General features: G+C 59.6%; 13 protein-coding genes. 5 read left to right on the plus strand and 8 right to left on the minus strand.

Annotated features, from left to right (window positions below; genetic code table 11):
* On the plus strand, nt 1-285 hold the full coding sequence (locus tag ABH944_RS10385; RefSeq protein WP_404606723.1) for a cupin domain-containing protein: 285 nt from the start codon (nt 1-3) through the stop codon (nt 283-285).
* A gap of 38 nt (nt 286-323) precedes the next feature.
* On the opposite strand, the gene ABH944_RS10390 is transcribed toward ABH944_RS10385, so the two are convergent.
* Nucleotides 324-1196 (minus strand): GntR family transcriptional regulator, encoded by an 873-nt coding sequence (locus ABH944_RS10390; RefSeq protein ID WP_404606725.1) that lies wholly within the window; start codon nt 1194-1196, stop codon nt 324-326.
* Between the two features lie 1753 nt (nt 1197-2949).
* On the opposite strand from ABH944_RS10390, the gene ABH944_RS10395 reads away from it, so the two are divergent.
* The gene (locus ABH944_RS10395) at nt 2950-3174 is read left to right on the plus strand and encodes a hypothetical protein (protein WP_404606727.1); all 225 of its coding nucleotides are present in this window, start codon (nt 2950-2952) and stop codon (nt 3172-3174) included.
* A 39-nt stretch (nt 3175-3213) separates the two neighbouring features.
* Here the strand turns inward: ABH944_RS10395 and ABH944_RS10400 are convergent, their stop codons facing one another.
* From ABH944_RS10400 to manD, 4 genes are all read right to left on the minus strand, one after another.
* Nucleotides 3214-4512: an MFS transporter gene (locus ABH944_RS10400; protein WP_404606729.1), complete on the minus strand. Its 1299-nt coding sequence runs from the start codon at nt 4510-4512 to the stop codon at nt 3214-3216.
* A 61-nt stretch (nt 4513-4573) separates the two neighbouring features.
* A complete protein-coding gene (locus ABH944_RS10405) occupies nt 4574-5611 on the minus strand; it encodes an L-idonate 5-dehydrogenase (RefSeq protein ID WP_404606730.1) in 1038 nt (345 codons plus the stop codon).
* A 45-nt stretch (nt 5612-5656) separates the two neighbouring features.
* Nucleotides 5657-7027: an MFS transporter gene (locus ABH944_RS10410; RefSeq protein ID WP_404606731.1), complete on the minus strand. Its 1371-nt coding sequence runs from the start codon at nt 7025-7027 to the stop codon at nt 5657-5659.
* A 61-nt stretch (nt 7028-7088) separates the two neighbouring features.
* Nucleotides 7089-8297 carry a D-mannonate dehydratase ManD gene (gene manD / locus ABH944_RS10415; protein ID WP_404606733.1) on the minus strand — a complete coding sequence of 403 codons (1209 nt, stop codon included), beginning with the start codon at nt 8295-8297 and terminating at the stop codon, nt 7089-7091.
* 95 nt (nt 8298-8392) lie between these two features.
* On the opposite strand from manD, the gene ABH944_RS10420 reads away from it, so the two are divergent.
* Nucleotides 8393-9928, plus strand: coding sequence for a mannitol dehydrogenase family protein (locus ABH944_RS10420; protein ID WP_404606735.1), 1536 nt, complete (start codon nt 8393-8395; stop codon nt 9926-9928).
* On the opposite strand, the gene ABH944_RS10425 is transcribed toward ABH944_RS10420, so the two are convergent.
* A complete protein-coding gene (locus tag ABH944_RS10425) occupies nt 9911-10840 on the minus strand; it encodes a DMT family transporter (protein WP_404606736.1) in 930 nt (309 codons plus the stop codon). The two genes, ABH944_RS10420 and ABH944_RS10425, sit on opposite strands and share 18 nt — an antisense overlap.
* A gap of 122 nt (nt 10841-10962) precedes the next feature.
* Between ABH944_RS10425 and ABH944_RS10430 the strand changes: the two genes are divergently transcribed.
* Complete coding sequence (locus ABH944_RS10430; protein ID WP_404606738.1) at nt 10963-11883, plus strand: LysR family transcriptional regulator; 921 nt, start codon at nt 10963-10965, stop codon at nt 11881-11883.
* Nucleotides 11884-11925: 42 nt separating this feature from the next.
* Here ABH944_RS10430 and ABH944_RS10435 read toward each other — a convergent pair whose 3' ends face one another.
* Together ABH944_RS10435 and ABH944_RS10440 are read right to left on the minus strand one after the other, a co-directional pair.
* The gene (locus ABH944_RS10435) at nt 11926-12576 is read right to left on the minus strand and encodes a glutathione S-transferase family protein (RefSeq protein ID WP_404606739.1); all 651 of its coding nucleotides are present in this window, start codon (nt 12574-12576) and stop codon (nt 11926-11928) included.
* Between the two features lie 118 nt (nt 12577-12694).
* Nucleotides 12695-13084: a DUF2917 domain-containing protein gene (locus ABH944_RS10440; protein ID WP_404606740.1), complete on the minus strand. Its 390-nt coding sequence runs from the start codon at nt 13082-13084 to the stop codon at nt 12695-12697.
* A 468-nt stretch (nt 13085-13552) separates the two neighbouring features.
* Between ABH944_RS10440 and ABH944_RS10445 the strand changes: the two genes are divergently transcribed.
* The gene (locus ABH944_RS10445) at nt 13553-14455 is read left to right on the plus strand and encodes a LysR substrate-binding domain-containing protein (RefSeq protein ID WP_404606742.1); all 903 of its coding nucleotides are present in this window, start codon (nt 13553-13555) and stop codon (nt 14453-14455) included.
* Nucleotides 14456-14555: the final 100 nt, after the last annotated feature.

The raw sequence follows: 14555 nt of genomic DNA on the forward strand, positions 1-14555 counted from the left end.
ATGACCCGTTCACCGGCAGTTCCCACGCAGCAGGTATCAAACGATCGCGCAATAGTCACCGAGTGGCGATTCGCACCGGGAGCCGAGACCGGCTGGCACGTGCATGGGCACGACTACATTGTCGTTCCGCAAACCAGCGGTGAACTCCTGCTTGAAACCAAAACAGGCAACCGTGTTTCCGAACTGCGTGCCGGGCAGAGTTATGCCGGATTGAAGGGCGTTGAACACAACGTTGTCAACGCCAGCGGCCATGAGGTTGTGTTCGTCGAAATCGAGCTCATCTGAGAGACGAGCCTGACCGAGCGCGGTGCGGCGCCGGCAGGCTAGTTGGCAAGGTGGACGCGCTCGCCTTCATCGGGTTCAAACCAATCCGGATTGCGTTCGGCGACTGGTTTTAGCGAGACCAGGATTTCACGCAGATGTGCACGCATGGCTTCTTCGGCGGCGTCGGCGTCATGCGCTTTCAGCCCACTCAGAATCCGTGCGTGCTGCTTGATCAGCAATTCAAGCGGCGAGACTTCCGGCAGGCTCAGATAACGCACGCGATCCATTTGGGCCTTGATGTCCTGGATGGTGTCCCATGCCGCGACGCAGTCAATGGATTGCGCGATCAGGAAGTGAAACCGTTCGTCGAGCGCAAGGAACGAGGTGGTGTCGTTCACCTTTGCCGCGGTCTTCTGGTCGCGTAGATTTTCGGCGAGCTCGGCAAGCTGCTCCATGCTGATTTCTACCGCGGCCTTGCGGGCCACTGCGGCCTCGATCGCTTCCCGGATGAACCTGCCTTCGCGCACGCGTCGTGGAGAGATCTTCTTCACGAAGGTTCCTCTTTGCGGCAGCACCTGCAGCACGCCTGACTCCACGAGCTTGATAAACGCTTCGCGAACCGGTTGCCGGGAGACCTGGAACATTTCTGAAACTTCGGTTTCGGACAGAGGTGTGCCCGGCACCAGCGCGCCCGAAAAGATGGCTTCGCGAAGGGCGCGAAAGATTTGTTTGCCGATCGGTTCGTGCGATTCAACCTGAAGCTGAGCACGCAGATTGGGCAGCGCTACGCGTGGTTCAGTTGCACGAGCGCGGCCACGGGCAGGCGCGGCCGGCGATGCGGAGGAAGCCGTTCTTTCACTGCTACTGATGCCGTCTGACGAAGACGACGCGTCACGTCGCAACGGCGCCGGCAAGACGTTTTTCGTGACCATGACCCACACCTGAACGAAGAGTAAAGAGAGGACAAAGATAAAGCCTGGGCTTCATCTTGTCACCTACCATACTACCACGCCGCTGCGGCAGATTTGGTCGTTGGAGATAGGAGTGATATTGGAGGCAGGTTGTCCTCGGATAGCGCGGGGTAGTCTTTGGGCAGCCGTCTTCTGCATGTCTTTATTGAGATGGCCGTGCGGAAAAGTGCGTTAGGTTTCGCGTTTGCCGTTAAAAAATCAGGGGACAAACGGGATGCGCGTGGAACTGTTCAATTACGGACATTACCGATACATGCTGTGTGGTCCGAGTGATTTGTCGCCCCGTGAGCGCTACGAAACCGAGCTTGATGCACTCGCGGCAGGGGAGAAACTGTTTGCGGATCGGAACGAGAGACATTGGGCGTCTCAACCTGAAGTCGTGGCCCGGATTCGAACATTCATTAAAGAATCGATTCCGTGGCATCTATCGGGAATGTGGGCAGATAATCCGCGTGAAGTCGTGACGTGCTTATGTCGCTGCGTGCTCGACGGGTCAGTCCTGATTCTTCGAGCCGAACCCGCTTACATTGCGCATAGTGGCTTCGTTCCAATGCGCCACTACGATGACGCGGCATATGAAAAGGACATTGCCGAACGCGCCAGCAGCTACGCGGCCCGGTCGAAAGCGCACCGGGACGATTTTAAGCGTATAACCAGGCGATTGACGAGCGCGCCGCGCGAGCAGCGAGCGCGCTAAAACCATTCCGTCATATCGAAACAATGGCCGAAGCGGGCGCGCGAACCCGTGCCGCTCGGGCTGCATCCGCTTTGCTTGCGTCGGTTGCGTCCGCGCTGGCATCGCGGAACGATGCATTCGATCTAGGCGAAGTAACGGACGCTGGCAGCAGGGCAACACCGCTAGGCGATGCCGCGCCGTTCGAATATTCGCCCAGCGAACCGGGCGGCGATCTTTTATCTATAGCGGCGCGTGGAGTCAGTGAATCGCATGAAGCGGAATGCTTCGCAAAATACGAGAGTGATATGGACTTATGTTCGGCGGGCGGGGCTATGTTTCAGAGTCCCGCTTACTATATGGCATGCGAAGCGCGCGCTTTCGCCAACTACCAGCAATGCAGGGGCTATTAATGCAATCAAAACGTCAGACGTGCAGCGTGTCCGTCTATAACGAGGAAACAAACACAATCTCCACATATCATGTGCCAGTGGATGCTATTGCCGGGGCGCTGGCGGAACACGCGAGCTTTGACGTGGCGCTAGATGACTTTCACAATCGAGTTGATGATGATTTTGCTAGACGTTTGGGGGGAATGGTATTGCTTACTCTCGCGTCCCGATCGCAGTTTCTAAAAGATCACCTGTCGATTACGACAGAAAGAGACCCCGAAGGCCCGCCAAGCGCTTGAAGCATCGGCCCGCACACTTGCGGGCCTTTGTGGGTCAGTGGCGGCGCGGCGAGCACGCCGCTAGGCGATGCCGCGCCGTTTGAGTACATCAAGAGCGCGGCCGGCGATGACGTATTGTCAGTAGCAGCGCGAGGAGTGAGCGAAGCAATCGAGACTCAATGTATGACCGAATACGAGCGGGCGCTAGAAATGTGTGGTGCCGTTGCATATCCGATGGGCCTGAGTCGAGGCATGGCACTGTGCCGTGCAAACGCGTTCGATAGATACCAACAATGTAGGGGTTACTAACGGCTTCGAATCATCCAAAGCGGTCCATCATCATAGATTTTTCAGCGGAAGATGCGCGGCTTTTGGTCTATCCGGCCGAGCGCGAAAAGACGCAACCCATCATCGCCGACGCGCTCGAAATTCCGATTCTTTTTGACGAGTCAGCTGCACAAGTAGGCGACAGGCACCTGCTTGACGATGAGTTCGCGCGTCGGTTTGGTGTTGCGATGCTGAATCTATTGGCGTTGTCATATCCAGAGTTAAAGCAGGACATTACCGCGTCACAGGCACCGATAGCCCGCGAATGAACCCGCACCCCATACCCCATCCACCGGCGCGAGCTAAACCTACGACACCACTACTCGGCGCGCCTTCAGCTTGTCCCCACGCGGTTCGCGAATCCAGATCAACGAACAAAGCGCTCCCAGCACCGCGACGGCTCCAGCAAGCACAAACGCGCTGCCATACGCACCATGGGTCGCTTGCACAATGAAGCCCGTCACCGCCGGCCCGATCACCCCGGCGAGGTTAGCCAGCAGATGCACAAAACCGCCCACGCCCCCAACGTTCTCACGCCGGACGGTGTCCTGGATCACAGCCCAATAGACTGCGCCCGTGACATAGAGGAAGAAGATCGAGACCGACATCAACGCGACCGCGCCCTCCATGCTTTCAACCCGGCCGGCAAATCCGACACATACCGCGGCTACCCCGAGGCACACCGATAAAACGATCCGCCGCGCAAGTAACGGCTTACCCGTGATCCGCAAAATCATGTCGGTGACAAAACCACCCGCAGCGAGGCCGATACTGCCAAGCACCCAGGGGATCACGGTCGCAATGCTCATGTCGTGAAGCGACATATGGTGCGCTTCGGTCAGATACGTGGGGAACCATGACAGAAAGAAGAACAGCACATAGTTGTAGGCAAAAAAGGCGAACGCTGTCGCGAGGATGATGGGCTGCTTCAGGTAGAACTTCAGGCCGACCTTCTCGCCTTCGGGCGCATGCTCCATCGACGAAGCCTGCTGCTGGCCGGCGACAATCAACGCAAGCTCCTCGGGTTTCACGCGCTTGTCCTGCTGCGGTTGTTCTGTCGTGGTCAAGGTCCACACCACAAGCCATAGCAGACCGAGCAGCATGATGACGACAAACGCCCAGCGCCAGCCAAAGCGAATTGCCATATAGCCGACCACCGGCCCCGCAAGCGCGCCACCCAGCGGTGTACCCGAACTGATCACACCAATGGCGCTGGCCACCTCGCGGCGCGGAAACCAGTTGTTGACCATCTTGCTGTTCGACGAACTGAATGGACCCTCTCCCATGCCGAACAGAACCCGCAACACGATCAACGAGACCAGGCTGCTTGCCAGCGCGGTCGCTCCGCAGAATATCGACCAGATGCCCATCGACGCGCCAAACACTTTCTTTGCGCCGATCTTGTCCGACAGCACGCCGCCAACAAAGTTGAACAGCGCATAGCCGATGAAAAAGCTGCTGAACACAATGCCCATCTGCGCATGCGAAAAATCGAGATCCTTCTGGATCAACGGGGCCGCGATCGAGAGCGCAGCGCGATCAAGATAGTTGATCACGCCGGCGAGAAACAGCAAACCGACCACGAACCAGCGCTGGCTTCTGAACATGAATGTCTCCTGGAATGCGCCTCTTTGTGATCGGGCGCTCGGGCAATGCGGTAATAGGGATTCAGTCGAACTGCAGATGCACCTTCATCGACTGGTTGCGGTCTTGCGCCACTTCGAACGCATGGTTTGCGTCCGCGAGCGGAAAGACATGCGTCATCAACGGACTCAGATCGATCTTTCCGGTGGCGATTTCTTCGGCGGCGACCGCGTATTCATCGGTGAAACGGAACGATCCCTGATAGCGCAATTCCTTCGCCATCACGAGATTCGCCGCGACCGGCGACTGCCCCGCCGGCAGGTTGCCCACCTGGATCACGGCGGCACCCGCACGCGCAGCGCGAAGCGCGGTGTCGAGCCCGGCAGGACTGCCGGATGCTTCGATCACGACGTCGAAGGTGCCGCGCGACTGGGACCATGCTTCGACCTGTGCCTGGTCGGTGGCAAGCACGGTCTGGTCGGCGCCCAGCGTGGCAGCCATCTGCAACGCTTTGTCCGCGAGGTCGAGCGCCACGAGACGATGCGCCCCTGCACGCCGAGCAACCGATAGCAAAATGCAGCCGATAGGCCCGCAGCCAATCACCAGTACCTGGGCGCCGACCAGCGATCCCGCGTGCCTCAGCGCGTGCAATGCAACGGCGAGCGGCTCCGCCATCGACGCTTGTGCGAAGTCGAGTGCATCAGGCACAGGCACGCATTGACGTGCGGCAACCGCAATGTATTGGCGGAACATGCCCTGCATGTGCGGGAACGTCGAGGCGCTGCCCATGAAGCGCATGTTCAGGCAATGATTGGTCATGCCCTTCACGCAAAACCGGCACTCGCCGCAGTTCAGACCCGGGTTCACGGCAACACGCTGGCCAACGCGCAAGCCACTTACGCCCTCGCCTAGCGCCGCGATTTCACCCGCGACTTCATGACCGAGCACGAACGGCTCGCGGACCGCGAAATCGCCGCTCTTGCCCTTGAAGTAATACGACAGGTCCGACCCGCAGATACCGCCTGCGCGCACGCGAATCTGAACCTGACCCGGCTGTGGTTGAGGCGCATCGACTTCGTCGATACGCAGGCGTTTCGGTTCGTGAAGGACGGCTGCAAGCATGAGAGGCTCCGTTGAATAGTGTGCGTGCCGCGGCACCATGCGTGGCTAGCGGCGCGCCGCGAAAACAGGGGATGACCGCGTTTCGCGGGCAGATGTAGCGAGTGACGGCGTACCCCAGTCGTGAAGATCGCCGCCGCGACGCAAAGGTGCGGTTTCAGGCAAAAGATAAATACACAGCGTGGAAATAATGCCCAGCGCAATCACGTAGACGATCAGTCCGACGGAACTGCCGCCCGTCATCTGAAGCATCTTCACCGCGACAAGTCCAAGTACGCCGCTGCCGATCAGCGAGCCGATCTGCCAGATCAGCGCGATGCCGCTGCAACGCACCCGCGCCGGAAAGAGTTCGGGAAAGAGCGACGCCTGCGGCGCATAGCAAAGACTATGGCCGACCGTGATCGCAAGAATCATCACTGTCTGGATCGCAAGACGGCTGCCGCTGTCGACGGCATGAAACAGCGGCACAACCAGCAGGACCTGCAGCAGGCTGCCTGCAATAAACGTGGCGCGGCGGCCGATCCGGTCCGACAGCGCGCCAGCCAGTGGGATCGCTATCAGTTCGAGCGTGACCGCGACGATGATCGTCTGCAGCAGCAAGCTCTCGCTGACACCGTGCACCCGTCCGTAAGCCAGCACGATCATCGTGTACATCGCGAACGTACAGGCCTCGATCAGCTTCGCCCCGACACCCTTCAGGATCGTGGGGCCGAATTGCCGGACGACTTCAACAACCGGCCGCGACTCGACCGCCTGCGTCTTGCGAATCTCCGCGAAGACCGGCGACTCCTCCGTGCGCAAGCGGATATACAAGCCCACCACGACCAGTACGATGCTGCCGAGAAACGGCAGCCGCCAGCCCCAGTCAAGCAGTTGCTCGTGCGTGAGCGTTGCGGTGAGGACGGCAAAGATGCCCGCCGGAATCAGGAACCCGGCGGGTGCGCCGAGCTGGACGAGACTGGCGAAGAAACCCCGCTTTGGCGGCGGCGCATACTCCGCTGTCAGCAACACGGCGCCCGCTTGTTCTCCGCCAACACCGAAACCTTGCAGCACACGGATCAGGATCAGTGCAGCCGGCGCCCAGATGCCGATCTGCGAATAGTCAGGCAGCAGGCCAATCAGGAATGTACCCAGGCCCACAATCAGTATGGTGACGATCAGCGCCTTCTTGCGGCCAATGCGATCGCCAAAATGCCCGAACACAATGCCGCCCAGCGGCCGCGCGATAAAGCCTACTGCATAGGTTGCGAACGCGGCGAGCGTCCCGATCAACGGGTCGCTGCCGGGGAAAAACTTCGCCCCGAACACGAGCACTGCAGCCGTGCCATAGACGAAAAAATCGTAGTACTCGGCAGCGGTGCCGATCGTCGATGCAAAGGCGACGCGGCGTAACATCGCGCTGTTGTTCTGATCTGCCATTGCCTGTCTCCTGATTTTCTACCGGACGTTTCCGCCGGGCGGTTCTGTCAAACGCCGCTGATCACCAGTTCCAGAGCGTGCCGTCTTCGAGCCGCGCAACCGGCAGGTAAGCCGGATCGTAGGGATAACGCGCGGCGAGTTCCTCGTCGATATCCACGCCATGACCGGGTGCTTCGCCGGGATGCATCGTGCCCCGGTCGAAGGTCCACGCGTGCGGGAAAACATCCAGTGCTTCCTTCGGGAAACCCATGTATTCCTGCACGCCGAAGTTCGGCACCCACAAGTCGAAATGGAGCGCCGCGCCCATGCAGACCGGCGACAAATCGGACGGGCCGTGGCAACCCGTGCGCACCTGGTAAAGCGAAGCAAAATCCGCGATGCGCTTCAGGTGCGTAATGCCGCCCGCATGCGTGAGCGTGGCGCGAATGTAGTCGATCAACTGCTCTTCAATCAGTTGCTTGCAATCCCAGATGCTGTTGAACACCTCGCCTACCGCGATCGGCGTCACCGTGTGCTGGCGAATCAACCGGAAACCAGCCTGATTCTCGGCAGGTGTGGGGTCTTCCATCCAGAACAAACGATACGGCTCGATCGATTTACCCAGCCGTGCTGCCTCTATTGGTGTGAGACGGTGATGCACGTCGTGCAGCAGATGGGTATCGAATCCGAACTTGTCGCGTACCGCTTCGAAAAGCTTGGGCACGAAGTCGAGATACTTTTCCGACGACCAGGTCTGCTCTTCCACCGCGCCTTTGGTGGCTGGCTCATACATGCCCGTCCCCTTCGATACGCCATACACCGAGCGCATGTTCGGCACGCCGCATTGAATGCGGATAGCCTGGTACCCCTCCTCCACGTGCTCTGCATAGCGGTCGAGAGCCTCCGGAATGTCACGTCCGGTCGCATGCCCGTAGACCATCACGCTCTCACGCGACGCGCCGCCCAGCAGCTTGTACAAGGGCAGGTTCGCGACCTTGCCGAGAATGTCCCACAGCGCCATGTCCACCGCGGCGATGGCGGTCATGGTCACCGGGCCGCGGCGCCAGTAAGCGCCCTTGTATAAAAACTGCCAGATGTCTTCAATGCGCCCCGGGTCCCGGCCGATCAGCAGCGGACACACGTGATCCTTCAGATAAGAAGCCACGGCCAGTTCGCGGCCATTGAGGGTGGCGTCCCCAATGCCATGGACCCCTTCGTCGGTCACCACTTTCAACGTGACGAAATTGCGTCCCGGACAACTGACGATGACATCGGCGCGGACGATTTTCATGGGGATTTCCTTGAGATGCGATCAATGGAATTGATGCTACCATACAAGTAGACTTAATCGTCAACCAAGGGTTTTCCCGCTCCAGGCTATCCAAAATGACTGCTGAATCCGTGCTTTGCCGCAAAACGCTCCCCTCAATCGAGGATCATCTGCTGGCGCCAGAGTGGTGCGATCCGCGTATCGGCATCGTTCATTTGGGCATCGGAAATTTTCACCGGGCGCACGAAGCGATTTATACGGAAGAGGCCATGCTGGCCGCGGGTGGCGACTGGGCAATCTGCGGCGTCACGCTGCAGGGTGACGTCACCAAGCGCGATGCGTTGATGGCGCAGGATGGCTTGTATAGCGTTGTGGAGCGCGGGCCGCAGGGTGTGAAGACGAGTGTGATTCGCGCGCTGCGTGAAGTGCTCGCGCTACCGCATGACCGCGCGCGCCTGTTCGACCTGCTTGCCGACCCTTACGTGCGGATCGTCTCGCTGACGGTCACCGAAAAGGGCTATTGCCGCGACACGAAGACGGGCGACGTCGATCGCGGTCATCCCGGCATCGCACATGATCTGGAGCATCCCGGCGAGCCCGGCACGGTACTGGGCATCCTCGTCGCCGCATTGAAAACGAGGCGCGATGCCGGCATCGCGCCATTCACCGTACTTTCTTGCGACAACCTTTCGCACAACGGCGCAGCATTGCGCCAGGTAGTCTGCTCCCATGCCCGGGTGCTTGATGAAGCGCTGGCAACGTGGATCGATAGCGAAGTCGCGTTCCCGTCGACGATGGTGGATCGCATCGTTCCCGCCACGACAGACGCCGACCGCGATGCCGCGGCCGTTGCGCTTGGGCTTCGCGACGAGGTACCGGTCCCGTGCGAACCATTTCGTCAATGGGTGATCGAAGATCGCTTTCCTGCCGGACGTCCCGCATGGGAACAAGTGGGCGCGCAACTCGTGGATGACGTCATGCCGTTCGAACTCGCCAAGTTGCGCATGCTGAACGGCACCCATTCGACGCTCGCTTACCTGTCGGTGCTGGCGGGGTTCGCAACCATCGATGAAGCAATTTCCTTCGCGCCGCTGCACGCTCTGATCCATTCGATGATGACGGACGAGATCGCACCGACCTTGAGCGTGCCGGCATCGTTCGACCTGATGGCGTACCGCGATGCGTTGCTCGAACGCTATGCAAACCCGGCGCTGAAACATCGCTGCGCGCAGATTGCCATGGATGGCAGCCAGAAGATTCCACCGCGCCTTCTCGCGACCATTGCGGCGCGCCTGGAGCGCGGACAGCCAATCTCGCGGCTCGCGCTTGGCGTTGCAGCGTGGTTTGTTTTCTTGCGCGGACGTGCCGACGACGGCACCTCTTTCGTTATCAGCGATCCGCTGGCCTCGCGCTTGACTGCGCTGGCGACAAACGTGGGAAACGTGGGAGACACGAGAAACGCACCGCAAGGCCTTGTCGATGCACTGCTTGGTTGCCGCGATGTCTTTAGCGCCGAACTTGCCTCGAACGAGATGTTCCGGCACGCGCTGATCGAAGCGGTCACGCAGTTGAAAACCGGGGCAAGAGCAGCGATCGAGAACACCAATCTGCAGGTCGCCGGGATCGACCCCGCCTCAGGGCAGAACCTCTGAAGCGCGAGGAACGCCAACCGTTACCGCCTTGCGCCAGCGCACCGTGGCCAGCATGGACGCCACGACAATCAACCCGCCGCCGACCCATGCAACAAGCGATATCTTCTCGCCTAGCCAAAACCAGGCAAACAACGCGCCGAACGCGGGTTCGCTCCCCATCAGCAAGGCAACGCGGGTTGGACTGCTGCGCTTGATCGCGTAGTTCTGTGCGAAGAATGCAAACAGCGTGCACGCAAAAACCAGATAGAACACGCCGCCCCAAAACGGCATGTGCCCGGCAAACGACGGCACGTGCTGCCACTGCTGCGGCGCGAACACGAGCGCCACGGCCGCACTGCCAAACGCGACCACACCCGACTGCACGGCCGTCACGGACAAAGGCGGCAGCGTAGAGTCACGCAGCACGCGTTTCGTCACACAGACATTCAGCGCACGCAGCAAGGCCGCCAGCAGGATCAGCGCATCGCCTGGATTTAGCACGACCGCTCCGTCTCCGGCAAGCAACCATGCCCCCAACAGCGAGAGCGCGACCGCCGCCCATTCAATCCGCCCGGGCCTGCGCTTGAGCATCACCCACTCGACCAGCGGCGTCAGCACCACGCACAGGCTGATCAGGAACGCCGCATTGGAGGCGCGCGTCAGCAGCACCCCAAAGGTTTCGCTTAAGAAAATGCCCAGCAGCAGCACGCCTGCAATGAATACGCCGCGCAAGGTACGAGCATCGGCATGACGCAAACGGTGCAACGCAGGTGACAGCATGACAAACGTAATGCCGAATCGCAGCGTCAAGAGACCCAGCACCGGATAGAACACAAGCGCGCTCTTGACGATTCCATAACTGGTGCCCCAGACCACCGCGACCACCAGCAGCATCACGTCGGACAGTAAGAGCAGGCGGTCTTGCTTGGACATATTCGGACCTCGGAAGATAAGTCCGTATTGTCGAGCGTTGCACATGCAGCGATAATCGGGTCCATGTGCAAAGCCTTTATGTCGCAGATGCATTAATCCTGTGCCCTACTCGCAACGGCCCGATGAATCCAACAGAACTCTTTGCATTGCTGCCCGACATGGCCGTATTCGCCCGCGTTGTCGATGCCGGCAACTTTTCCGTGGCCGCGCGCCAGCTCGGCAGCACACCGTCAACGGTCAGCCGCCAGATCAAACGTCTTGAGGAAGCGCTCGCCACGCGGTTGCTCGAACGGTCCACGCGCAAGGTGAAGGTGACCGAATCGGGCGAGCAGGTGGTGCGCTTTTGCCGGGACATCGTGAGCGCCGCGTCAGGCGCCGTGGATGCAGCCGGTTCGCTCGTCGGCCGCCCGCAGGGGAAGGTCAGCGTGAGCGCGCCGACAGCCTTCGCGAAAACGGTGATTCATCCGCTGGTCCCCGGCTTTTTGCGCATGTATGAGGAGGTCGATCTCCAGTTGCTATACGCGGACCATGAGGTCGATCCGCTAGAGAACGATCTCGATCTCGTGATCCGGCTGACGAATCATCCGCCACCCGGTCTCGCGGGACGGCGGCTCGGTTCGGTACGCTGGGTGCTGTGTGCGTCGCCGGAATATCTCCGTGCACGCGGCACGCCCACGCACCCGCGCGATCTCGCGCAGCATGACTGCCTCTATCTGGGTGAAACCGCCGACGACAACCGCTGGCGGTTCCGGCGCGGCACTCAGACACAGACCGTGGAGGTGAGCGGGCGGTATATAGCGAATCATGCGGGCGCGCGGCTCGAAGCGGCGCAGCAGGATTTCGGCATTGCGAGCCTGCCGGAATTCGCCGCAATGGGGGCGTTAGAGAGCGGCGAACTCGTGCAAGTGCTCGCCGACTGGGACCTGGAAGCGCTGGCCTATGTAGGCTCGGTGTGGTTGCTCTATCCGCCGAATCGATTTCTGCCGCCCAAGGTGCGGGCATTGATCGATTATCTGGTCGAGCATATACACGACCGCAAGTGACATCTGCGTGGGACCTTGCCGTCTCAAGAGAGCATGACCCTGCTAAAAGGAAAGCCGCCCGAACAATTCATCGAACGGGACCATCACATGCTCGCGGAACGCCGGGCGAAGCTGAAGCCGGTCATACCATGCCTGCACATTTGGAACGTCAGGCCGCTTGATATCCAGTTCGAAATAACGATAAAGGTTGGAGCCCGCCGCGATATCGGCAAGGCTCAGACCGTCTCCCGCAATAAAGGGCCGCCCGGCCAGCACCCGGTCGAGCAACAGGAAATACTGCGCGCAACGACTCAGGTTCTCTTCAATGCTCTTCGCATTGCGTAAAGCCTCCGGCGTCCGGTAAAAGCCCCAGAAAACCCCTGTCAGGAAGGCTGGCTGCAAGGTGCTCTGAGACCAGTCCATCCAGCGGTCCGCCTGCGACCGCTGACCCGCGTCGTCACTCCAGAAACGCGGGCTGCCATAACGCGCCGCCAGGTATCGCAAGATGCTGTGCGACTCCCACACAATCGTACCGTCGCCGTCTTTAATGACCGGCACACGCCCGTGTGGATTCATGGCCAGGAACTCGGCGCTCTGCGTCAGGCCGAAGCTCCCCCCGGCGGGAATATGCTCATGCGGTAAATCAAGCTCGCCAATCAGCCACATGACCTTCTGAACGTTGGACGAATTGCGCCGCCCCCAAACCTGAAGCATGAAATGTCCCCTGAAGTTAATGTCGTTGACCCGGGCTATTCATTCGCCGCCGGTTCCCTGACCGGCGGCCGGAATAAAAGCGGCCGCCAGGTCATTAAGCCGCTAAGCCGCTAAGCCGCTAGCGTGATCGCAAGAGAGAAATATCAGCAATGAAATTTCTTAACCACTCGACCCACTTGAATAGCGGTTTGCGTGCAACAGCATACGCGCTGGTCAGCGAAATCTCAGCCGCCATGTTGGCGTCGGTGCTTAGCCAGATGCGCTCGCCTCGCGTCAAGCGAAGTACGTCACCCGTTTGCAGCCAGTAGTCGTAGGGCGAGAAAATACGCGTAACCCAGACTCTCGCCGTTCCCACGCGCAACTCGGAGTCGGACTGCACACGCCATGAGGTGGTCTGGCCCGGCTGCACGACAAAACGAATGACCATCTCCGGCAACAGTGCATGCGCTGACGCCGAGGTTTCATGTGCCGCTCGAAAAACAAACCGATCGTTTGATCCAACCATCATCTTCTCCGTCAATTAAACCGAAAGACGGAGGCACCACAAAAAAAAGGCCCAACCGTTTTTCGGTAGGGCCTGGTGTTTGCGCATCTTTACCTATTTCTAATGCAAACACGTCCCCGATGAAGCGCCCCACAGGGCGTTCATTCGTTTAATTACCACTACGGACGTGAGCTTTAGCATGGTATTGAGTTTCAGATATCGCTTAACGCTTGTCAACAAATTTCGGCCACGCGCCCATTGAAGCGCAATAACAGATTGCGCTCCTAAGTACCTTGGAAGTGCCTGGGACTCGCTAGCCATTCCCTTACCGCGGTAAGTTGGATTGACCTCGCATACAATCTTAGCGACTGGATCAAATCGCCTGAACTCGCCCGGGCGCGCCTGGCAAATCCTTGCCATTCATTACATGGCTAGCAGAGTCACCGGATAGGCACACACTCGCTTCTCCTTGAGAAGCCGGAAGGGAGCGGTATGGAGATCAAATGGATCGAGGACTTTGTTGCTCTTGCCCAGTACCAAAGTTTCTCGCGTGCCGCCGAGGTTCGCAATGTCACGCAGTCTGGTTTCAGCCGGCGCATCCAGGCGCTCGAACAATGGGTGGGGGCCGACCTGATCGACCGTAGCAGCTATCCGCCCACACTGACACCCGCCGGACGTCTCTTCAGGGAAGCGGCGGACGACATCCTCGACCGCCTGTTCGACACCCGGGCCATAATTCGTACGGAACAGCGAATGCCCGGCACCGGGCTGCAGATTGCAGCGGGCCACACCATTGCGCTGAGTTTTCTTCCGGCCTGGCTCAACACGCTTACCGCACAGTTTCGCGATGTCAGGGCACGCGTGATTCCCACCAACGTCCATGATTCCATCCTGATGCTGGTGAACGGCAACTGCGAACTGATGTTTGCGTATCACCACCCCGACCTGCCGCTTCATCTCGATCCCACGCGCTACGAGTACCTGACGGTTGGCATCGACACCTTCATGCCAGTCTGCAAGCCGAATCAAAAGTCAGGCCCTTCACTGCGTTTGCCCGGTACCGCCAGCCGCCCTTTGCCGCTCATCTCGTACACTGAGACCAGCTATTTTGGCCGCTGCCTGGCCTTGCTGCTTCGCCGCGCCAAGGCGCAACCGGCACTGCGTCCGCACTACGAATCGGATATGGCGGAAGTGCTGAAGAAGATGGTGCTGGAGGGCGAAGGCATTGCGTGGCTGCCGAAAAGCTCGATACAAACCGAGCTGAAAAATGGCGAGCTCATTCAGGCCGGCAGCAAGGAATGGGAGCTCGAAGTGGAGCTGCGCGTGTACCGCGACGCATCGAATAGAAACGAGTTCATTGAAACCCTTTGGCGCTACCTGCGCTCGCCAACCTAGTGTTTACCCTGGTTATGCGGCATTCGCATAACGACATGCTGAACCCGCATCGCGGGTTTTTTTGTCCGCTTCTACTATCCGTCCAGAGACAGAAAAGACC

It is taken from the genome of Caballeronia udeis, assembly GCF_044909315.1.
Classification (GTDB): Bacteria; Pseudomonadota; Gammaproteobacteria; order Burkholderiales; family Burkholderiaceae; genus Caballeronia; species Caballeronia udeis_A.

Coding starts and splice junctions, on each gene's coding strand:
- ABH944_RS10385 (WP_404606723.1), top strand. CDS start 1: ATGACCCGTTCACCGGCAGTTCCCACGCAGCAGGTATCAAACGATCGC.
- ABH944_RS10390 (WP_404606725.1), bottom strand. CDS start 1,196: ATGGTCACGAAAAACGTCTTGCCGGCGCCGTTGCGACGTGACGCGTCG.
- ABH944_RS10400 (WP_404606729.1), bottom strand. CDS start 4,512: ATGTTCAGAAGCCAGCGCTGGTTCGTGGTCGGTTTGCTGTTTCTCGCC.
- ABH944_RS10405 (WP_404606730.1), bottom strand. CDS start 5,611: ATGCTTGCAGCCGTCCTTCACGAACCGAAACGCCTGCGTATCGACGAA.
- ABH944_RS10410 (WP_404606731.1), bottom strand. CDS start 7,027: ATGGCAGATCAGAACAACAGCGCGATGTTACGCCGCGTCGCCTTTGCA.
- manD (WP_404606733.1), bottom strand. CDS start 8,297: ATGAAAATCGTCCGCGCCGATGTCATCGTCAGTTGTCCGGGACGCAAT.
- ABH944_RS10420 (WP_404606735.1), top strand. CDS start 8,393: ATGACTGCTGAATCCGTGCTTTGCCGCAAAACGCTCCCCTCAATCGAG.
- ABH944_RS10425 (WP_404606736.1), bottom strand. CDS start 10,840: ATGTCCAAGCAAGACCGCCTGCTCTTACTGTCCGACGTGATGCTGCTG.
- ABH944_RS10430 (WP_404606738.1), top strand. CDS start 10,963: ATGAATCCAACAGAACTCTTTGCATTGCTGCCCGACATGGCCGTATTC.
- ABH944_RS10435 (WP_404606739.1), bottom strand. CDS start 12,576: ATGCTTCAGGTTTGGGGGCGGCGCAATTCGTCCAACGTTCAGAAGGTC.
- ABH944_RS10440 (WP_404606740.1), bottom strand. CDS start 13,084: ATGATGGTTGGATCAAACGATCGGTTTGTTTTTCGAGCGGCACATGAA.
- ABH944_RS10445 (WP_404606742.1), top strand. CDS start 13,553: ATGGAGATCAAATGGATCGAGGACTTTGTTGCTCTTGCCCAGTACCAA.